Raw genomic sequence first — 20,132 nt, 5'->3', positions numbered from 1 at the left:
TGTTCACGTTCGTCCGAAATACCCAACTCTTTTGCTTTGTCCCTAAAGGCCGCAAGATAAGGCCCATGTCGATGCCCAATACCAGCACTCCCACATTTACCGTCGAAACGGTCATGGGGCTGTCGCCGCAGAGCATCGCGCAGACACTGCAAGCACAGGCCGCCAGCATCAGCGCGCTGGAGCAGCAGCTCGAATGGTTCAAACGCCAACTCTTTGGCAAGAAGAGCGAGCGCTTTGCACCCTTGCCCGATGCGCAGCAAATGCACCTGGGGCAACTCCTGGGCGACCTCCCTGCCACTGATGCGCCCGAAGCCGACTCCGACTCCAACACCATCCCTGCACACCAGCGACGCAAACCCCGCAGCAACTTTGCCGACGAGGGCACGCCCGCATCGTTCTTTGACGAAACCAAGGTGCCCGTGCACACCATCGAGCTGGCCAACCCCGAGACCAAAGACCTCTCGCCCGATCAGTACGAGGTTGTCAGCCAGAAGGTCAGCCACCGCTTGGCACAGCGCCCCGGTGCCTATGTGGTGCTGAAGTATGTGCGCTCTGTCATCAAGCGCCACAACACGCAAACCCTGCACTGTGCGGGCGCGCCAACAGGCATCATTGAGAGCAGCCGCGCTGACGTGAGCTTGCTCGCAGGCGTTGTTGTTGACAAGTTTGCCTGGCACATTCCGCTGTACCGGCAGCACCAGCGCCTGAGCCAAGCGGGCTTCAAACTCAGCCGGGCGTGGCTGACGCAACTGGCGCAAAAGACCATTTCCCTGCTGGAGCCGATTTACGACACGCAGCTCGAGTCGATCCGCAACAGCCGGGTCAAGGCAATGGACGAGACCCCCATCAAGGCCGGGCGCAGTGGGCCCTGCAAGATGAAGTCGGCCTACTTCTGGCCTGTGTACGGCGAACTCGATGAGGTGTGCTTTGCCTATTGTCAAACGCAGTTTCGATTTGATACAGCTGTCGAACGCAAACGCGGCGTGGATTTGATACACCGTTGTGTGGGGCGATTGTCTGTTTTGTCTTTGCTTGTCTTTCAAGCAGTCAGTGGCTCGCCACTGACTGCTTGGCGCCCTTAGGCTGCCTGTTCCTCCTGTGTATCAAGGTGACTGCGTTTTCGTTTGAGTAGGGTATTGCTGCTGGCGGCAATCACACCGGCACGCCGCTTATCTTTCAGGCGATAGGAGGCTCCTGAAATCGGGACCACATGGGCGTGGTGGAGCAGTCGGTCAAGTAGCGCCGCTGTCAGCGTGGCATCGTCTGCAAACGTCTGGTCCCATTGCCCAAACGGCAGATTGGAGGTCAGGATGAGACTTCCCACTTCATAGCGTTTGGCAATGACTTGGAACAGAAGATTCGCCTGTTCCCGATTCATGGGAAGGTACCCGACCTCGTCAATGATCAACAGCCGGTAGGGACGCACGATGCGTTTGATAGCCTCTTCCAGGGTGTTCTGCCGTAGTGCCGTGCTCAGTGTCATCAGCAGATCTGCCGCCGTGATGAAACGCGTCTTGATTCCAGCCTGGGTTGCCCTGTAGCCCAAGGCGATGGCCAAGTGGGTTTTGCCCACCCCACTGGCGCCCAGCAAGACCACGTTCTCGCTGCGCTCCACGAAGGCCAGACTGCCAAGCTCCTGTACCAGGGGTTTGGGCACGCCGCTGGCAAACTGGAAGTCAAACTCATCAAGCGTCTTGATGGCGGGGAAGCCCGCTATGCGCGTGAGCATGGCGCGTGTTCTCTCCACTCTGGCTAGAGCCTCGCCACGCAAGGCTTGCTCCAGGAACTCCAGGTACCCCAGCTCTTTCTTGGCCGCCATTTGCCCCAAGTGGGCAAGCTGATCGGGTAAGTTGAGCAGGCGCAGCTGATCACACAGTTCACGCAGTCTTTCCATTTGCAGGCTCATGGTCGTCCTCCTGCTGAGGCTTGGTTGTGCACCAGCGTGTCATACATCGCCAGAGGATGCTGCAGGCCTCGCCATGCCGCGGCTGGAATTGGCCGGACTGCTGCGCCGCTACCGGTGACTTTTTGCAATTGACGCACTGTTCGCCCACTGTAGGCGCTGGGGATGGCCAGCAGATGTGTGCGCTCCTGTTGCAAAGCCAGTGCCGGCACACACCCAGTGGTTCCGTGGATCCGCACATTGGCAACGTCACGCAGCCAGGTGCGCATTTCCCGATTGGCTGTGTCCGCGTCCACCACCAAGCATTGCTGCTTCATACTCGCCACCAATGGCACCCAGAAGCTGCGCCGGATGTAGCCATTCATGCGTTCGACTTTGCCCTTGGTCTTGGCCCGATAGGGCTTGCACACCCGCGGCACAAAGCCATGGTGGTGCGCAAAGTCAGCAAAGGCACCCTGGAACTGGTGCAGGTTCTTGCCGTAGGCGTCACGCTTGAGGATGACGGTCTTCATGTTGTCGTACAGCACTTCACGGGTGACTCCACCAAAGCTCTCGAACGCCCTGACATGGCACGCCAGTAGTGTCTCCAGCTTCATGTCTGTGACAAACTCCGCGAAGGTCGCCCGGCTGTGGCCAAGCGTTGCCACAAACGCCGCCAACATGCCGTCTTTATGCCCAGACTTGCGGAACTCGATCCAGTCCATCTGCATTTGCTCACCGGGCTGGGTCTCGAACCGCACAACCGGATCCGGGCGCGCCTGTGGACGCAACTCCTTGAGGTACTCCTGCAGGATGCGCACGGAGCCCGTATACCCCTGTGCGGCAATCTCACGCTGCAGCACCGTTGCGGGAATCCAATCAGGCTTGGCCGCCTGAATACGTCCAGCCAAGTAGTCCTTGAATGGATCGAGCTTGCTTTTACGTTCCGGCAGTTTCTTCATGGCCGGCGGACCGCCCTCCAAATACTTACGCACCGTGTTGACTGCCATTCCAGTTTGCGCCGATATCTCGCGCAAGCTCAGCCTGTGCTTCCTTAAAACCTTGAGTTCCATGTACTCCTCGTTCGTAATCATTGCCAGTCCCATCCATGGTTCGGATGGCTTGGCACGTTAGTCGAGGTGTATCAATTCCTCACCGCGTTTGCGTGTCATTTTCATACTGCGCGTGACACGGAGGTGACGATGTGCCCATTTTCAATCCGGAGAAGCACTCTTTTGCTTTGTCCCTAAAGGCCGCAAGATAAGGCCCATGTCGATGCCCAATACCAGCACTCCCACATTTACCGTCGAAACGGTCATGGGGCTGTCGCCGCAGAGCATCGCGCAGACACTGCAAGCACAGGCCGCCAGCATCAGCGCGCTGGAGCAGCAGCTCGAATGGTTCAAACGCCAACTCTTTGGCAAGAAGAGCGAGCGCTTTGCACCCTTGCCCGATGCGCAGCAAATGCACCTGGGGCAACTCCTGGGCGACCTCCCTGCCACTGATGCGCCCGAAGCCGACTCCGACTCCAACACCATCCCTGCACACCAGCGACGCAAACCCCGCAGCAACTTTGCCGACGAGGGCACGCCCGCATCGTTCTTTGACGAAACCAAGGTGCCCGTGCACACCATCGAGCTGGCCAACCCCGAGACCAAAGACCTCTCGCCCGATCAGTACGAGGTTGTCAGCCAGAAGGTCAGCCACCGCTTGGCACAGCGCCCCGGTGCCTATGTGGTGCTGAAGTATGTGCGCTCTGTCATCAAGCGCCACAACACGCAAACCCTGCACTGTGCGGGCGCGCCAACAGGCATCATTGAGAGCAGCCGCGCTGACGTGAGCTTGCTCGCAGGCGTTGTTGTTGACAAGTTTGCCTGGCACATTCCGCTGTACCGGCAGCACCAGCGCCTGAGCCAAGCGGGCTTCAAACTCAGCCGGGCGTGGCTGACGCAACTGGCGCAAAAGACCATTTCCCTGCTGGAGCCGATTTACGACACGCAGCTCGAGTCGATCCGCAACAGCCGGGTCAAGGCAATGGACGAGACCCCCATCAAGGCCGGGCGCAGTGGGCCCTGCAAGATGAAGTCGGCCTACTTCTGGCCTGTGTACGGCGAACTCGATGAGGTGTGCTTTGCCTATTTCGAGTCGCGCCGCCACGAGCACGTACAGCAGGCATTGGGGCTGCCAGGGGCCACAGATGCCGTGCTGCTCACTGACGGCTATGAGGCCTATGCACGTTACGCTGCCAAGACCGGCATTACGCATGCCCAATGCTGGGCGCACTGCAGGCGTGGCTTCTTTGAAGCTCTAGGGGCCGAGCCACAGGCCGCTGGCCAGGCGCTGCAGCAAATTGGCGAGATTTACGCCCAGGAAGAAGCCATTCGTGAACGTGACCTCTACGGGGATGCCAAACGAGAGCACCGTCTAAGCCACAGCAAACCGCTGGTGCAGAACTTCTTTGAATGGGTGGATTTGCAGTTCGAGCGGCAAGGCTTCCTGCCCAGCAATCCGTTGACCAAGGCATTGGCCTATGCACGCGAGCGCCGCGCGCAACTGCAGGTGTTTCTGGGCGATGCGGATGCGGCCATGGATACGAACCATCTGGAACGCGCCTTGCGCGCGATACCAATGGGCAGGCGCAATTGGTTGTTCTGCTGGACGGAGGTGGGCGCCAAGCACGCGGGCATCATGCAGAGCCTGATCGTGACATGCCGTTTACATGACATTGACCCCTACACCTACCTGGTTGATGTCTTGCAACGCGTAGGCCACCACCCCGCCTCCAGGGTTTCAGAACTGACGCCTCGTCAATGGAAGCAGCACTTCGCCGAGAATACATTGCGTTCACCATTACACGGTTTGGTAACGTAGGCAATAACGCTGGCCAGTGACCGGTTACCTTGACACAGGCAGGCAGGCAGGTGGGTAGCAAGACGAACCTTTCATAAGTACCGGCGCGGTATGTAAGTCTTTGCAATCTATTTATGCAGATGAAAAATATGTCGCCAATCACAGTCGCAATTACATTCAGCGAATGTTATTGGCGAAATAGATATGCATCTGGTTCAGCTTGACTGCTAACAAATTCGGTGAAACAATGACCGCAATAATAGTCTTTGTAATTCATAAGGACTGCGATTAAAGACACCAATCGTGGCGTCTGGTCTTAGCCTCTCCGGTTACTGCTACCTTGCAGAAATGGGTTGCACCTTTACGGAAAAGCAATGAAGTACGACGAATCACTCCGCACGCCTGAAGCTCGCCTGAAAGAGGCAGAACAGATTGGTGCTCGGCTCCGCACACTGCGCATTGCGCGCGGCATAACCCAGAGTGATGCGGCAGCGCGTGCAGGCGTTTCTCGGTCTACCGCGGTATTGTTGGAGCAGGGGGATGAAGGTCGCACACTCTCCCAGGTCCTGCGCTACTTGCACGCCCTGGAACCTGAGCTTACCTTGGCTGGATTACTGACACACAGGTCAGCTGCTGTACGTGTATTCAATGAGACACCTCGCGTCCATCGTGTCTACAAGTCAAATACAAGCGCAGGACGCAAGGTACACGGCTCCACTTTAGGTATCAAAAGTGGGGCCAAAACGACCTCTCAACCAGATATAGGGCCGTCTACCCAAATGACCACGAAGCGCAAAGCTGAACAAGATCCCTATGACTTCTGACCACAACCCTTATGCCCGTCCTCCCCGTGATGTACTTGTGTTCGCACACGTGGCGGATGAGCATGGCGCGGACTTCGTGCCAGCGGGTTCACTAGAAGGAGCAAACACACCGCAGCCTGTTTTCGTCTATGGAAAACGCTATGTGCAGCGCCCCTATGCAGTCGAGGTGGATCCCGTCGCTTTGCCACTGAGGGATGAGGAGGGAGGAGCCAAGCGCTTTGTCTTGGCTGGACTCACGGAGTTCGGAGGTATCCGCGACGCAGCACCGGATTCTTGGGGACGTAGGGTCATTGAGAACAAGCTCAAGGTGGCTGCGAACAAGTTGCCTGAGGTGGCATACCTCTTGGAAGCGGGCTCAGACCGGGTGGGCGCCTTAGATGTGCGCCTCGCGCGGGATTCCAAGGCCACGGCACCGGTATCAGTTGAGACGGACCTGGCGCGCCTTCTGGAAGCAGCGGACCGCATAGAAAATGAGGAGTACGTCGGGAAGGACCTCGCCATGTACTTCGGGAATCTTGGGAGCGCCGGTGGCGCGCGCCCTAAAGCTTCCGTTCGAACTGATGACGGTATTCTCTGGCTCGCCAAGTTCCCCTCCAATTCGGACCGAGCTTGTAATGCTGTCCTAGAAGCTGGTGCATTGGAGCTTGCACGTGCCGCAGGACTCCGGGTACCTCCCTTGAAAGTCATGCCGGTAGGCGATGCCAAGGTACTGTTCATCCGGCGATTTGACCGATACTGGGCCGAGCCTGGCGTTGTGCCTGAGCCCGACAAAGAAAGTTGGATGCCGTTAGAAAGGCCTAAAGGCCTAGAGCCTATCGAAGGACGCATAGGTTTTTGCTCGGCTCTCACGCTCATGGGCCTCGATGAGCATGATGCAACACGTAGCTCCTACAAGGCCTTGGCAGAAAAAATGCGTGCCCACGCGCTCCCCCAGTATCTCGCGCGAGACTTGCGTGAGCTGTTCAAGCGGCAGGCGCTCAACATCTTCGTCACTAACAATGATGACCACTTACGCAATCACGGATTTCTGTACCAGGTCGCAGCCAAGGGATGGACACTGAGCCCACTTTATGACGTGCTACCTATGAGCGTTATTGCCCAGGAACGGATGCTGCATTTGGAGGTTGGAGAAAGGGGCAGACTAGCTACCCTGGATAACCTGATGACTCACTGGGCTGTGTACTTTTCAAGCAAAATAGAAGCATTGAGGGCACTTCACGAAGTGTGGCTGGTAGCTCGTGCCTGGAAGCCGTTTTTCGAGAAGTTCGGTGCGTCTCAAAAGGATATGGTGCACCTTGACGGAGCCATCAGGAGATTGGACCAAATTGCAACTCCAGAGCTTCAAAAAACGCTACGAGACGTCCAAGGCTAAACCTCTTAAAGAAGGTGGATGGATAGAGCCAGGTGCAGCCAGCTCTATGAATCTGCCCGAGTTTGTTGGAGGCTTTGAATCGCACCGCATCCATGGCCTGTCTACGCGTGGCGAATTTTTGACCATGAATGCATGCGGCCTTCAGGCGCCCCCAAAAGCTTTCCGTCGGCGCGTTGTCCCAGCATTTGCCTTTGCGGCTCATGGATGATCGGATGTTCCATTGCCCCAATGCGTCCCGGAATTCATGGCCGCAATATTGACCGCCTCTATCGCTGTGGAAGATCAGGCCCAGTGCGGGTCTACGCCGGAACCAGGCCATTGCCAGAGCGTCCTTGACCAGATCCGTCTGCATGTTGGCTTTCATGCTCCAGCCCACCAACTGTCGACTGTGCAAATCTAGAACGCCCGCCAGATACAGCCATCCTTCATCGGTGGGCAGGTAGGTGATGTCTCCTGACCACACCTGATTAGGTTCAAGTGGGTTAAACCGGCGCTGAACCAGGTCAGGGGCCACCGGCTAGTGGTGTTTGCTGTCGGTGGTCACCACAAATTTAAGCTTGGTCTTGGTCTTGATGCCATGACGCTGCATCGTAACCGGTCACTGGCCAGCGTTATTGCCTACGTTACCAAACCGTGTAATGGTGAACGCAATGTATTCTCGGCGAAGTGCTGCTTCCATTGACGAGGCGTCAGTTCTGAAACCCTGGAGGCGGGGTGGTGGCCTACGCGTTGCAAGACATCAACCAGGTAGGTGTAGGGGTCAATGTCATGTAAACGGCATGTCACGATCAGGCTCTGCATGATGCCCGCGTGCTTGGCGCCCACCTCCGTCCAGCAGAACAACCAATTGCGCCTGCCCATTGGTATCGCGCGCAAGGCGCGTTCCAGATGGTTCGTATCCATGGCCGCATCCGCATCGCCCAGAAACACCTGCAGTTGCGCGCGGCGCTCGCGTGCATAGGCCAATGCCTTGGTCAACGGATTGCTGGGCAGGAAGCCTTGCCGCTCGAACTGCAAATCCACCCATTCAAAGAAGTTCTGCACCAGCGGTTTGCTGTGGCTTAGACGGTGCTCTCGTTTGGCATCCCCGTAGAGGTCACGTTCACGAATGGCTTCTTCCTGGGCGTAAATCTCGCCAATTTGCTGCAGCGCCTGGCCAGCGGCCTGTGGCTCGGCCCCTAGAGCTTCAAAGAAGCCACGCCTGCAGTGCGCCCAGCATTGGGCATGCGTAATGCCGGTCTTGGCAGCGTAACGTGCATAGGCCTCATAGCCGTCAGTGAGCAGCACGGCATCTGTGGCCCCTGGCAGCCCCAATGCCTGCTGTACGTGCTCGTGGCGGCGCGACTCGAAATAGGCAAAGCACACCTCATCGAGTTCGCCGTACACAGGCCAGAAGTAGGCCGACTTCATCTTGCAGGGCCCACTGCGCCCGGCCTTGATGGGGGTCTCGTCCATTGCCTTGACCCGGCTGTTGCGGATCGACTCGAGCTGCGTGTCGTAAATCGGCTCCAGCAGGGAAATGGTCTTTTGCGCCAGTTGCGTCAGCCACGCCCGGCTGAGTTTGAAGCCCGCTTGGCTCAGGCGCTGGTGCTGCCGGTACAGCGGAATGTGCCAGGCAAACTTGTCAACAACAACGCCTGCGAGCAAGCTCACGTCAGCGCGGCTGCTCTCAATGATGCCTGTTGGCGCGCCCGCACAGTGCAGGGTTTGCGTGTTGTGGCGCTTGATGACAGAGCGCACATACTTCAGCACCACATAGGCACCGGGGCGCTGTGCCAAGCGGTGGCTGACCTTCTGGCTGACAACCTCGTACTGATCGGGCGAGAGGTCTTTGGTCTCGGGGTTGGCCAGCTCGATGGTGTGCACGGGCACCTTGGTTTCGTCAAAGAACGATGCGGGCGTGCCCTCGTCGGCAAAGTTGCTGCGGGGTTTGCGTCGCTGGTGTGCAGGGATGGTGTTGGAGTCGGAGTCGGCTTCGGGCGCATCAGTGGCAGGGAGGTCGCCCAGGAGTTGCCCCAGGTGCATTTGCTGCGCATCGGGCAAGGGTGCAAAGCGCTCGCTCTTCTTGCCAAAGAGTTGGCGTTTGAACCATTCGAGCTGCTGCTCCAGCGCGCTGATGCTGGCGGCCTGTGCTTGCAGTGTCTGCGCGATGCTCTGCGGCGACAGCCCCATGACCGTTTCGACGGTAAATGTGGGAGTGCTGGTATTGGGCATCGACATGGGCCTTATCTTGCGGCCTTTAGGGACAAAGCAAAAGAGTGCTTCTCCGGATTGAAAATGGGCACATCGTCACCTCCGCGCAGGGTGTTGGTAGCGTTTGTGGCGTCGGCGCACTTCGATGCCTTCGAGCATCAGTTTGAGCGCCGTGCAGTCGATCTCGCCACTGCCGCCTTGAACGCCTTTACGGGAGAACTTGCCGCTCTCCAAACGCTTGCACCACAGGCACCAGCCGCTGCGGTCAAAGTACAGCACCTTCATCTGTGTTTGCCGCCGGTTGATGAAAACAAACATGTGTCCGGCCAGCACATCCACTTCAAACCCCTGGTGTGCCAGAGCGTACAAGCCGTCGTAGGACTGGCGCATATCGGCAGCTTGGCCATACAGGAACACGCGAATGCGGCCCTCGGGAAAGAACATTACCGGCGTACCAGATGCAAACTCATGCCCGAGCCGAGTTCGATGCGTAACCCCATGGCTCCATTGCCGCTGCCGTGCACTCCAGCAAGGTCGCCCAGATCAACGAACGCCGCCTTCGGCACGGTGGTGGGGGCTACCTTGTTCGTTCGCAGCGGGGACGCGATTCCCCTCTGTTTATTCCTAAGCGTGCGTCGGCGAGCAAGGCTGCTGCGACTGATGCCTTCGCGGCTGCAAAATTTATCTATCGTCAATCCAGCGCGGTCAAAACGATCCAGTACCTCAGCCCAAGTCTGTTCACTCAACACTGCACGCCTGAGCACGCTCTGCGTCTCTTCCATATCCGACCCCGTCCTGTTTGTTGATCAGGGCGCATTCTTTGGTACCTGCAATCAGTTCGCAAGAACGCCGGACAGTGACCGGTTACGGAGATGCGCAGTGGTCGTGGTGTTGCCTTCTCATGCCAAGCCACGCGGACCGATTGATCGCCGACAGGCGAGCCGCGCACACCTGTGGAAATCACGGTGACAGGCATCTGGATAGCAATATTTCCAAGCCGATCCGAAAGCCCGTCGATATCCATGGGCACAATGGAGCGAACCTGTTGCGAGAGCTCGACCAGCAGGCGCGAGTCGCGCTGCAGGAACCGCGCCGCATCCTTGGAAGTGTCAAACAGCTCAAGAACGTGCGATCCCTCGTAGAAGTTGTTCTTCAGCACACTGTTCCACGGATGCGGATCGTTCAAGTCGGGGTGCACGAACTGTGGAGCCACGGGCGCAAGCTTGCCAACCTTCAGAGGCTTTGGCCCGGTTTTCCACTCGCCGGTCCGAGCGAAATGCTCCACGACGTCCACGAGGAACTGTGTTGAGACGCGGAATCGGAAAACACCGAACTTGTAGTCACTTTTCTTGAGCTCAATGCGCTTCGGGGTCAGGCACTCCGGTTCGCCGGTGCCTTTTGGCGGTAAGCCATGCTCGGCAACAAGGAGACTGAAGAAGTTGGTAGCAGTGCCGTCCTTCTGAAACCCAAGAATCTCTGTGACCTCAAAGCTCTCATAAAAGCCGATGACGCCTGGTTGCAATAGGCGTTTCAGCTCATCTAATAGCTGGTCTGTTGTCCAGTTCATTTCTACTCCCTGTGACCGGCGTGAAACCGCCGTGTGTATTTTGTTGACTGCCAGGCTCGCTTGCTTTCATTTACTAGTGCTCATCTCGACATCGGAGAACGTCTACCCGATAGCTCTAGGCCAGCCGTCCTGGCGCGCAATCAACTAACGAAGGCAGTGCCAATGTCGGGGCAGTAGTTGAGGCAGGCCTCAATGACAGTCATTGAAGCCTCCAAAAGCCTCATGTCGCGCACCGGATCCGTAGTCTCCTGAAATTTCCCACCGTGTACAAGATTGTTTCGGACCCCTTGAACGTAAAAGAACAAGGATTGCATGCGGGTGTATCGAGCCGGCGCTGGTCGTTCTTGCCACCTAGGCGTAGCGTTGTACGTGTCTAGCTTCGGAGGCTCCTCCGTCAAATATTTGATTGCGGAAACTAGCGCTGCATCAGTAGACTCACAAAGCTGAGTCCCCAACGCACGAGACACTTTTTCCCAATCAACTTCTATGTTGCCAAATTTCCCTCTTTTCGAATAACCGGCCGCCTTGCAAGCAAATTCAAATCTTGCGAATACGAGAAAAAACTGCTCCAACGTATCCCTTGGGACAGTCAGAACATGATCAGGAACGGATATCGGCATTTTGGGTAGCGCTGTTGGCGCCAATGGAATCTTGACAGTGCGGGGGTGCGGCGTAAAACTCGTTCTGTCGCCCCTCGCGTAGGGGCGTGGATTGAAACCTCATTCCAATGTTGGAGTACAACGATAAGGCCCGTCTGCTCGCGCTGGAGGCTTCCGATGTACGTGGCCTTGCGTTCCTGATAGGTGACGGCCCATGCCATCAAAGTGTTACTTCGGTCTACCCAGTCGGCAGCATGCTCTTGGTGTGTTTGCATGTTCATGGAAGTAGTACATCTTCCCTCTTATCCTGCTTGGGCAATTATGCCGTTTCCCGCCCACAACGCCCTCCCCTCTGCCCTCCTCTAATTATTGCGATCTGAGTGCGTCATGATTATCCTTATAATCATGACGTGGAATAAATTAGTCTAAGTCGCTATTTCCCAGACATACGAGGTCCCGCTCATGGCAGTTTCCACCGCTTTTCCCTCGGCAGACCCGCTGTTTCACAGCCCAGTGCCCAAGCGCCGCGGCCGCCCCGCAGGGTCCAAGTCCAAGGTCATCAAGGACCCTCGCTCTTTAGGAGTGCACCATTTCGCCTTCGTGCGCTCCGCTTTGCTCGGATTGGATCTGCGCCAGTCTTTTGACCGCTACCTCGCCTGGGCGGAGAGCACCACCGATCTGCGTTACGTCCAGAACCGCAAGGATGCCTTGCTCCAGCAGATCATCGAAGCTGGACGCAACCTTGACCTTGGACTGCCCAAACACGCGGGCCTGCATGCCTCCTTGGACCTACTGCGCAGCCAGGCAAAACCGGTCGCAGCCGTGCAGCTGCCAACTCTGGAGGAATGGGTGGAGCAAGAAGGCATGGACCCCGACATGTACTCGGAAGCCGAGCTGATGGACGAATACAAGGCCGCTTTCGGACTGGACAATGCCGATGCTCTGGAGGCCGGCTCCCATCTCAAGGACCCTTCCGCCGAACAGGTGCGCGCCCTGAACCACCTGGAATCTTTGCTGGCCATCCAGCCTACGGCCGAGGACAAGCTGGAGCTCTGGTTCGCTCGCCCGGTGGTCAAACGCCTGCGCAATGTGGGACTGCTTTTTCTCAAAGACTTGGTGAACTTCATCAATGTCTATGGCTACCGCTGGCACGGGCGCATTGAAGGCTTTGGTGGACTGAGAGCAAGGCAGGTGGTTTACTGGCTGCAACTCCAGCAAGAACAGCTGCGCATGGCTATCCAAGCCACGGCCCTCCAACCTAAATCCCTGAGCGCCCTGCAGTCCCCCAAAGTCATCTTTTCAGAATCACCCTCCCCTGCCCTTCCCTCCGCTTCAGGCAGTACCTCCGGCACCCTCACCCTGATCGACCGCGAACTCCAGCGCATCGCACTCACCCCCACCCTCACCGGAGAAGGCGGAGTGTTTCGCAGTCACATGGCCAACACACTAGGCGCCGGCAACGACTGGGAAGCCATCACTGCCTGGCTAAGTCGTTACAACGAGAAGCCATCGACCCAGCGCAGCTACCGTAAAGAAGTTGAACGTTTCGCTCTCTGGTGTGCCCAAGAACTGCGCAAGCCCATCAGTTCCATCACCGCCCCCGATTGCCAACGCTACCGGGAGTTTCTGAAAGCAGTCCCTGCATCCTGGATCCACCCCCTGCCTGTCCCGCAATCCGATCCCCAGTGGCGGGCATTTAGAGGGCAGCCCTCCCCTGTTTCGCAAAAGCAAGCATTGGTCATTTTGCAGACGTTGTTCACCGGACTCATGGATGCCGGCTACCTAGTGGCCAACCCGTTCAGAGCCCTGATGAAGTCCTTTGACTTGCCGGTCTCCAAAGTAGACATCCGTCGCAGCTTTACTGAAGCAGAGTGGGCCTTTGTGCTGCAGAACTTAAGCGCCCTGCCCTCTTCTCCGGAGTCTCATCGTCTACGTTGCATTCTTGAACTATTGGTCACCAGCGGCGTGCGCTTGGAAGAATTGACGAACGCACGCTACAAAGATCTGCGCCTTGAAAATATTTCTGATTTGCCACCCACCTGGGTACTTACTGTCACAGGCAAGCGTAATAAGATCCGTGAAATCCCGCTGAAGGACTCCATAGTTGCGCTTATCTCCCAACACGCTAAAGAGTTCTTAGCTGAGGACAAGCAACTGGTAGATGCGGGTGAACTCCCCCTGATCCGCACCTTGCATGCATCAGTACCGAAGTGGCACCAATCCAGCACAGGCGCTACACACGTGAGCGCCGTCTCGACGATGCGTGGCTTACCACTATCGGCCTCCGGGATCTACGCAGTTCTCAAACGCTTCTTCAATAAGATCTCGTATCTCTGCCATGAGGCAGGTTTAGAACAAGCCAGATTCCTAAAAGCATCTACCCACTGGATGCGACACACATTTGTTCGACAGGCATTGGTTGATGGCGTTCCGGTTGAAGTGGTGAGCGAACTGGCAGGACACGCCTCTATCGATACGACTTCCATTTACTCGACTCAGGAGTTAGCGAGAAAGATCGATGCGGTGAAGCTTATGAAGCGGCGCAGTATTTAGATTTAAGTATCGGGTGGCTGTAAGGACCTACGCCCAATATGACGACAACACTTTCTCACTAGCTCCACTTGATGCAGCATTTAGCGAGTCACGATTTTTTGAATGAATCATCAAGTAATCTTTTGAAGAATGTTGACGCTGAAACTCGTCGATTCAAGTCTTTTGCAAAGTAACCGGTCACTGGCCAGCGTTATTGCCTACGTTACCAAACCGTGTAATGGTGAACGCAATGTATTCTCGGCGAAGTGCTGCTTCCATTGACGAGGCGTCAGTTCTGAAACCCTGGAGGCGGGGTGGTGGCCTACGCGTTGCAAGACATCAACCAGGTAGGTGTAGGGGTCAATGTCATGTAAACGGCATGTCACGATCAGGCTCTGCATGATGCCCGCGTGCTTGGCGCCCACCTCCGTCCAGCAGAACAACCAATTGCGCCTGCCCATTGGTATCGCGCGCAAGGCGCGTTCCAGATGGTTCGTATCCATGGCCGCATCCGCATCGCCCAGAAACACCTGCAGTTGCGCGCGGCGCTCGCGTGCATAGGCCAATGCCTTGGTCAACGGATTGCTGGGCAGGAAGCCTTGCCGCTCGAACTGCAAATCCACCCATTCAAAGAAGTTCTGCACCAGCGGTTTGCTGTGGCTTAGACGGTGCTCTCGTTTGGCATCCCCGTAGAGGTCACGTTCACGAATGGCTTCTTCCTGGGCGTAAATCTCGCCAATTTGCTGCAGCGCCTGGCCAGCGGCCTGTGGCTCGGCCCCTAGAGCTTCAAAGAAGCCACGCCTGCAGTGCGCCCAGCATTGGGCATGCGTAATGCCGGTCTTGGCAGCGTAACGTGCATAGGCCTCATAGCCGTCAGTGAGCAGCACGGCATCTGTGGCCCCTGGCAGCCCCAATGCCTGCTGTACGTGCTCGTGGCGGCGCGACTCGAAATAGGTGTCACGCGCAGTATGAAAATGACACGCAAACGCGGTGAGGAATTGATACACCTCGACTAACGTGCCAAGCCATCCGAACCATGGATGGGACTGGCAATGATTACGAACGAGGAGTACATGGAACTCAAGGTTTTAAGGAAGCACAGGCTGAGCTTGCGCGAGATATCGGCGCAAACTGGAATGGCAGTCAACACGGTGCGTAAGTATTTGGAGGGCGGTCCGCCGGCCATGAAGAAACTGCCGGAACGTAAAAGCAAGCTCGATCCATTCAAGGACTACTTGGCTGGACGTATTCAGGCGGCCAAGCCTGATTGGATTCCCGCAACGGTGCTGCAGCGTGAGATTGCCGCACAGGGGTATACGGGCTCCGTGCGCATCCTGCAGGAGTACCTCAAGGAGTTGCGTCCACAGGCGCGCCCGGATCCGGTTGTGCGGTTCGAGACCCAGCCCGGTGAGCAAATGCAGATGGACTGGATCGAGTTCCGCAAGTCTGGGCATAAAGACGGCATGTTGGCGGCGTTTGTGGCAACGCTTGGCCACAGCCGGGCGACCTTCGCGGAGTTTGTCACAGACATGAAGCTGGAGACACTACTGGCGTGCCATGTCAGGGCGTTCGAGAGCTTTGGTGGAGTCACCCGTGAAGTGCTGTACGACAACATGAAGACCGTCATCCTCAAGCGTGACGCCTACGGCAAGAACCTGCACCAGTTCCAGGGTGCCTTTGCTGACTTTGCGCACCACCATGGCTTTGTGCCGCGGGTGTGCAAGCCCTATCGGGCCAAGACCAAGGGCAAAGTCGAACGCATGAATGGCTACATCCGGCGCAGCTTCTGGGTGCCATTGGTGGCGAGTATGAAGCAGCAATGCTTGGTGGTGGACGCGGACACAGCCAATCGGGAAATGCGCACCTGGCTGCGTGACGTTGCCAATGTGCGGATCCACGGAACCACTGGGTGTGTGCCGGCACTGGCTTTGCAACAGGAGCGCACACATCTGCTGGCCATCCCCAGCGCCTACAGTGGGCGAACAGTGCGTCAATTGCAAAAAGTCACCGGTAGCGGCGCAGCAGTCCGGCCAATTCCAGCCGCGGCATGGCGAGGCCTGCAGCATCCTCTGGCGATGTATGACACGCTGGTGCACAACCAAGCCTCAGCAGGAGGACGACCATGAGCCTGCAAATGGAAAGACTGCGTGAACTGTGTGATCAGCTGCGCCTGCTCAACTTACCCGATCAGCTTGCCCACTTGGGGCAAATGGCGGCCAAGAAAGAGCTGGGGTACCTGGAGTTCCTGGAGCAAGCCTTGCGTGGCGAGGCTCTAGCCAGAGTGGAGAGAACACGCGCCATGCTCACGCGCATAGCGGGCTTCCCCGCCATCAAGACGCTTGATGAGTTTGACTTCCAGTTTGCCAGCGGCGTGCCCAAACCCCTGGTACAGGAGCTTGGCAGTCTGGCCTTCGTGGAGCGCAGCGAGAACGTGGTCTTGCTGGGCGCCAGTGGGGTGGGCAAAACCCACTTGGCCATCGCCTTGGGCTACAGGGCAACCCAGGCTGGAATCAAGACGCGTTTCATCACGGCGGCAGATCTGCTGATGACACTGAGCACGGCACTACGGCAGAACACCCTGGAAGAGGCTATCAAACGCATCGTGCGTCCCTACCGGCTGTTGATCATTGACGAGGTCGGGTACCTTCCCATGAATCGGGAACAGGCGAATCTTCTGTTCCAAGTCATTGCCAAACGCTATGAAGTGGGAAGTCTCATCCTGACCTCCAATCTGCCGTTTGGGCAATGGGACCAGACGTTTGCAGACGATGCCACGCTGACAGCGGCGCTACTTGACCGACTGCTCCACCACGCCCATGTGGTCCCGATTTCAGGAGACTCCTATCGCCTGAAAGATAAGCGGCGTGCCGGTGTGATTGCCGCCAGCAGCAATACCCTACTCAAACGAAAACGCAGTCACCTTGATACACAGGAGGAACAGGCAGCCTAAGGGCGCCAAGCAGTCAGTGGCGAGCCACTGACTGCTTGAAAGACAAGCAAAGACAAAACAGACAATCGCCCCACACAACGGTGTATCAAATCCACGCCGCGTTTGCGTTCGACAGCTGTATCAAATCGAAACTGCGTTTGACAACCGGGGCAAGGACAAGCGGTTGACCGATGAAGAGCGCAGACTGCTCAAACGGCGCCAAGCGATCGAGCCGATCATCGGGCACCTCAAAGCGGATCACCGCATGGACCGCTGCCACCTCAAAGGCTCAGCAGGCGATGCACTGCACGCGGTGCTGTGCGCGGCGGGCTACAACATCCGCTGGCTGCTGCGGATGATCGCCCGGAAAGGCCTGGGCCTTTTGTTGTGCCTGCTGCAGGTGAGCGGTTTGACGGGCTTGTTTGAGAAATTGGCCAAAATCATCGGCCTCAACCGACTGCAAGGCTCAGATCGGCGCTGGGGGGTGGCTTGAAGTGAATTTTGCAGGGACGACGACTTATCCACAATCGAGTAGCCAAAAATACCTTTAAACCAGGTGGCTCAATATTCGATTGGAATCTGGCTCAGTTTGACGCTGTAATCAACACGTTCAATGACGGCATGAAACAAACCGACCTTGGTCTTGACCTGAACACGCGCCGCACGCGCAAGATGGAACTGCTGGAGCTGATGAATTGCGTGGTTCCCTGGCCTGAGCTGGTGGCCCAGCTCATAGCGGTGTCGCCGCCCAAGACAACGGGCCGCCCGCCCTTTGGGCATGAGATCATGCTGCGCTTGCATCTTCTGCAGCAACTCTTTGGTCTGAGCGACTTCGCCATGGAAGAAGCTCTGTTTGAGACGCCGCTGTACCGCGAATTTGCCGGCTTGGATACGAACGACCGATTGCCCGATCGGGTCAGCATTCTTAGGTTTCGCCACCTGCTGGAGAAGCACAACCTGGCCAAGGCATTCTTCGAGACCGTCAATGCCATGCTCAAGGCTCGTGGCCTGATGCTCAACAGTGGCACCGTCATCGATGCACCCAGCTCCACCAAGAACAGCAGCGGCAAGCGCGACCCTGAGATGCACCAGGCCAAGAAAGGCAATCAGTGGCATCACGGCATAAAATCGCACATTGGCTCGGATGCTGACTCTGGCCTGGTTCACTCGATGGTGGGCACTGCGGCCAACGTCAACGATGTCACGCAGGCCCATGCGCTGGTGCATGGAAGCGAGAGCGACGTGTATGCCGATGCCGGCTACCAGGGGGTGGGCAAGCGCGAAGAAACCCAAGGCATGGATGTCAACTGGCATGTAGCCATGCGGCCGGGCAAGCGCCGGGCACTGGACAAGACGAGCACGCTGGGTGCGATCACCGACCAGATTGAAAAACTCAAGGCCAGCATTCGAGCCAAGGTGGAGCATCCGTTTCGGGTGATCAAGCGTCAGTTTGGCCACAACAAGGTGCGCTATCGCGGTCTGTCCAAGAACACCGCGCAGTTGTTCACGCTGTTCATGCTCTCGAACCTGTGGATGGTTCGCAAGAAACTGGCAGCAGGATCGCAGGCATGAGTGCGCCCGCAAACGGCCAGGGCGCCCAGATCGGGCGCGAAAACGCCAGGATTTCGATGGCTGCAGCGCAGATTCAATTGAAATGGAATCCGTCAGATCCGTTATGCGGGATTCAGACATTTACAGCCGCTTCGGCGTTGAGTTTTGGACACCATCCTTAGTCGTCCCTGCAAAATTCACTTCAAGCCACCCCCCAGCGCCGATCTGAGCCTTGCAGTCGGTTGAGGCCGATGATTTTGGCCAATTTCTCAAACAAGCCCGTCAAACCGCTCACCTGCAGCAGGCACAACAAAAGGCCCAGGCCTTTCCGGGCGATCATCCGCAGCAGCCAGCGGATGTTGTAGCCCGCCGCGCACAGCACCGCGTGCAGTGCATCGCCTGCTGAGCCTTTGAGGTGGCAGCGGTCCATGCGGTGATCCGCTTTGAGGTGCCCGATGATCGGCTCGATCGCTTGGCGCCGTTTGAGCAGTCTGCGCTCTTCATCGGTCAACCGCTTGTCCTTGCCCCGGTGTTTGATCTCAATGTCCGGGTTGTCTTTGTCCACACCCCGGTAGCCCAAGTCTGCGTACACCACCTCGGGCTTGACCCCCAAGCCTTGCATCAGGATAGCGCTTTGCTCGATCTGCTCGTGCATGGTGTGCCCGTCATACGGGTTACCGGGAAAGCTCCTGGCTCCCACGATCAAATTGCCCTTGAGCGTCATGGCCAGACCCACCTTCACGCCGAACTCGTACGGATTGCGGCTCTTGCCTTTTGAGATGCACTCCACCTCGGGCGCATGCCAGCTGTAGAGCTTGGCGCGGTTGTCCACTGCCTTGCGACTGCCGGTCTGCGTGACCAAGCGTTTGGCCTTGTCCAAGGTCTGGCCCAAGGTCTCTTGTATGGCTTGGCTGAGCGTGGTCATCTTGCGAGCCACCTCGCGCTGCAGCCGTCCAACGATGGTGCGCTGGCGTTTGATGGCTTTGCGCATGCGCTTGAACTGGCGGGCATGGGCATAGCGCCCAGCCTTGTAGCCCAGCAGTTGGCCTTCTTTGGCGTAGGTCTGTTTGAGCTCGATGCCATTGGCTTTGGCCAACTCGACCACCTTGGATCGGGCGGTCTCCAGCAGCTTGCTGTCGGTGGGATGTGCCACAGCTTTTTCTTGCACCGTGGAGTCCACGATCATGCGGGTCAATTCTTTCTTGGCAATCAGCTTGAGGGTGACCGCCACTTCCATGGTGCGGGCCAGCAGTTCTTCCACGCCTTCTTCGCCCAGAGCTTTACGAAAGCGCCCCAGTTGTGTCGGGTCGCACGGCCACTGGTGTTCAAAGTATTCGTTGCCAGAAAAGTACTGCCAAGTGGGGGTCTCACCCCAGCGCTGGATCACGTCCTCGTCGCTCTCATTGAACGCATGCTTGAGGTACAGCAAGGCAACCATTAACCGGGTGGGCAGACGGGGACGGCCGGCATTGGAGACGCCGCCACCGGCAACGGCCGAGACCGGACCAAACAAGTCCAAGTCTTCTATCTTCTTGCCAGACTTGACCTGGCGTGCCCAGCGCTGGACGAGGGAGGCTTCGATCTCTTGCCAAGGCATGCGGTTAGCAAGCACCGCCAGAGGGTGGCGCAAATCGATCATCTGATCCAGGCGGTTGCGGAAAAAGTCATCGGTCATGGCGCTGCTTTCAAAAACTCCCAGAAAACAGACTCCATTGAATATCTATTTGAGAGTTCTGACCATCCGGAATCACCCCAGATCACAAGCGTTCATGCGGGTTGCAGGGGTTTTGCAGGGACAACCACTTATGGAAAGCCACCGGGCTTTCTGTCGAG

15 protein-coding genes and 3 pseudogenes are annotated in these 20,132 nt (G+C 57.3%); 9 read left to right on the top strand and 9 right to left on the bottom strand.

Going from position 1 to position 20,132, the window contains the following annotated elements; genetic code table 11:
* Positions 1–65 precede the first annotated feature (65 nt).
* Positions 66–1,082 (top strand): IS66 family transposase, encoded by a 1,017-nt coding sequence (locus RAE21_RS19160; RefSeq protein ID WP_428984073.1) that lies wholly within the window; start codon positions 66–68, stop codon positions 1,080–1,082.
* Here RAE21_RS19160 and istB (RAE21_RS19155) read toward each other — a convergent pair.
* The gene (istB, locus tag RAE21_RS19155; protein ID WP_313881566.1) at positions 1,079–1,906 is read right to left on the bottom strand and encodes an IS21-like element helper ATPase IstB; all 828 of its coding nucleotides are present in this window, start codon (positions 1,904–1,906) and stop codon (positions 1,079–1,081) included. The genes RAE21_RS19160 and istB (RAE21_RS19155) overlap by 4 nt on opposite strands.
* The gene (gene istA, locus RAE21_RS19150; RefSeq protein WP_428984048.1) at positions 1,903–2,976 is read right to left on the bottom strand and encodes an IS21 family transposase; all 1,074 of its coding nucleotides are present in this window, start codon (positions 2,974–2,976) and stop codon (positions 1,903–1,905) included. The genes istB (RAE21_RS19155) and istA (RAE21_RS19150) overlap by 4 nt, the downstream gene beginning before the upstream one ends.
* A 175-nt stretch (positions 2,977–3,151) precedes the next feature.
* On the opposite strand from istA (RAE21_RS19150), the gene tnpC (RAE21_RS19145) reads away from it, so the two are divergent.
* The 3 genes from tnpC (RAE21_RS19145) (at position 3,152) to RAE21_RS19135 (ending at position 6,928) form a co-directional block, all read left to right on the top strand.
* Entirely contained in the window at positions 3,152–4,753 is a 1,602-nt protein-coding gene (tnpC, locus tag RAE21_RS19145) for an IS66 family transposase (protein WP_313881599.1), read from the top strand.
* A 353-nt stretch (positions 4,754–5,106) separates the two neighbouring features.
* Positions 5,107–5,556 carry a helix-turn-helix domain-containing protein gene (locus tag RAE21_RS19140; RefSeq protein WP_313882781.1) on the top strand — a complete coding sequence of 150 codons (450 nt, stop codon included), beginning with the start codon at positions 5,107–5,109 and terminating at the stop codon, positions 5,554–5,556.
* A complete protein-coding gene (locus RAE21_RS19135) occupies positions 5,546–6,928 on the top strand; it encodes a type II toxin-antitoxin system HipA family toxin (RefSeq protein WP_313882780.1) in 1,383 nt (460 codons plus the stop codon). Before RAE21_RS19140 ends, RAE21_RS19135 begins: the two co-directional genes overlap by 11 nt.
* Positions 6,929–7,010: 82 nt before the next feature.
* Here the strand turns inward: RAE21_RS19135 and RAE21_RS19130 are convergent.
* From RAE21_RS19130 to RAE21_RS19110, 5 genes and pseudogenes are all read right to left on the bottom strand, one after another.
* Positions 7,011–7,517 (bottom strand): annotated as a pseudogene (locus RAE21_RS19130) (IS3 family transposase); the annotation flags it as partial.
* 29 nt (positions 7,518–7,546) lie between these two features.
* Complete coding sequence (tnpC, locus tag RAE21_RS19125; RefSeq protein ID WP_313881599.1) at positions 7,547–9,148, bottom strand: IS66 family transposase; 1,602 nt, start codon at positions 9,146–9,148, stop codon at positions 7,547–7,549.
* A gap of 69 nt (positions 9,149–9,217) precedes the next feature.
* Positions 9,218–9,565 carry an IS66 family insertion sequence element accessory protein TnpB gene (gene tnpB, locus RAE21_RS19120; RefSeq protein ID WP_313882779.1) on the bottom strand — a complete coding sequence of 116 codons (348 nt, stop codon included), beginning with the start codon at positions 9,563–9,565 and terminating at the stop codon, positions 9,218–9,220.
* Positions 9,565–9,867, bottom strand: coding sequence for a hypothetical protein (locus tag RAE21_RS19115; protein ID WP_313882778.1), 303 nt, complete (start codon positions 9,865–9,867; stop codon positions 9,565–9,567). Before RAE21_RS19115 ends, tnpB begins: the two co-directional genes overlap by 1 nt.
* Positions 9,864–10,688: a hypothetical protein gene (locus RAE21_RS19110; RefSeq protein ID WP_313882777.1), complete on the bottom strand. Its 825-nt coding sequence runs from the start codon at positions 10,686–10,688 to the stop codon at positions 9,864–9,866. Before RAE21_RS19110 ends, RAE21_RS19115 begins: the two co-directional genes overlap by 4 nt.
* 1,061 nt (positions 10,689–11,749) lie before the next feature.
* On the opposite strand from RAE21_RS19110, the gene RAE21_RS19105 reads away from it, so the two are divergent.
* Entirely contained in the window at positions 11,750–13,840 is a 2,091-nt protein-coding gene (locus RAE21_RS19105) for a site-specific integrase (protein ID WP_313882776.1), read from the top strand.
* A 197-nt stretch (positions 13,841–14,037) separates the two neighbouring features.
* Here the strand turns inward: RAE21_RS19105 and tnpC (RAE21_RS19100) are convergent.
* Positions 14,038–14,772: pseudogene (gene tnpC, locus RAE21_RS19100) on the bottom strand (IS66 family transposase); the annotation flags it as partial.
* Positions 14,773–14,871: 99 nt separating this feature from the next.
* On the opposite strand from tnpC (RAE21_RS19100), the gene istA (RAE21_RS19095) reads away from it, so the two are divergent.
* The 4 genes and pseudogenes from istA (RAE21_RS19095) to RAE21_RS19080 all read left to right on the top strand — a co-directional run bounded on the left by istA (RAE21_RS19095) (position 14,872) and on the right by RAE21_RS19080 (position 18,320).
* Positions 14,872–15,945, top strand: a complete 1,074-nt coding sequence (istA, locus tag RAE21_RS19095; RefSeq protein WP_428984048.1) for an IS21 family transposase — start codon at positions 14,872–14,874, stop codon at positions 15,943–15,945.
* The gene (gene istB, locus RAE21_RS19090) at positions 15,942–16,769 is read left to right on the top strand and encodes an IS21-like element helper ATPase IstB (protein ID WP_313879687.1); all 828 of its coding nucleotides are present in this window, start codon (positions 15,942–15,944) and stop codon (positions 16,767–16,769) included. The genes istA (RAE21_RS19095) and istB (RAE21_RS19090) overlap by 4 nt, the downstream gene beginning before the upstream one ends.
* A 142-nt stretch (positions 16,770–16,911) precedes the next feature.
* Positions 16,912–17,241, top strand: a pseudogene (locus tag RAE21_RS19085) (transposase); the annotation flags it as partial.
* A gap of 128 nt (positions 17,242–17,369) precedes the next feature.
* Positions 17,370–18,320, top strand: a complete 951-nt coding sequence (locus RAE21_RS19080; RefSeq protein ID WP_313882775.1) for an IS5 family transposase — start codon at positions 17,370–17,372, stop codon at positions 18,318–18,320.
* A gap of 181 nt (positions 18,321–18,501) precedes the next feature.
* Here RAE21_RS19080 and RAE21_RS19075 read toward each other — a convergent pair whose 3' ends face one another.
* Positions 18,502–19,974, bottom strand: a complete 1,473-nt coding sequence (locus tag RAE21_RS19075) for an IS5 family transposase (protein WP_313880209.1) — start codon at positions 19,972–19,974, stop codon at positions 18,502–18,504.
* Between the last annotated feature and the right edge of the window lie 158 nt (positions 19,975–20,132).

The organism is Rhodoferax potami (genome assembly GCF_032193765.1).
GTDB classification, from domain to species: Bacteria; Pseudomonadota; Gammaproteobacteria; order Burkholderiales; family Burkholderiaceae_C; genus Allorhodoferax; species Allorhodoferax potami.
Note: the sequence above shows the minus strand (reverse complement) of the source record. Positions and strands in the feature narration are given on the sequence as shown.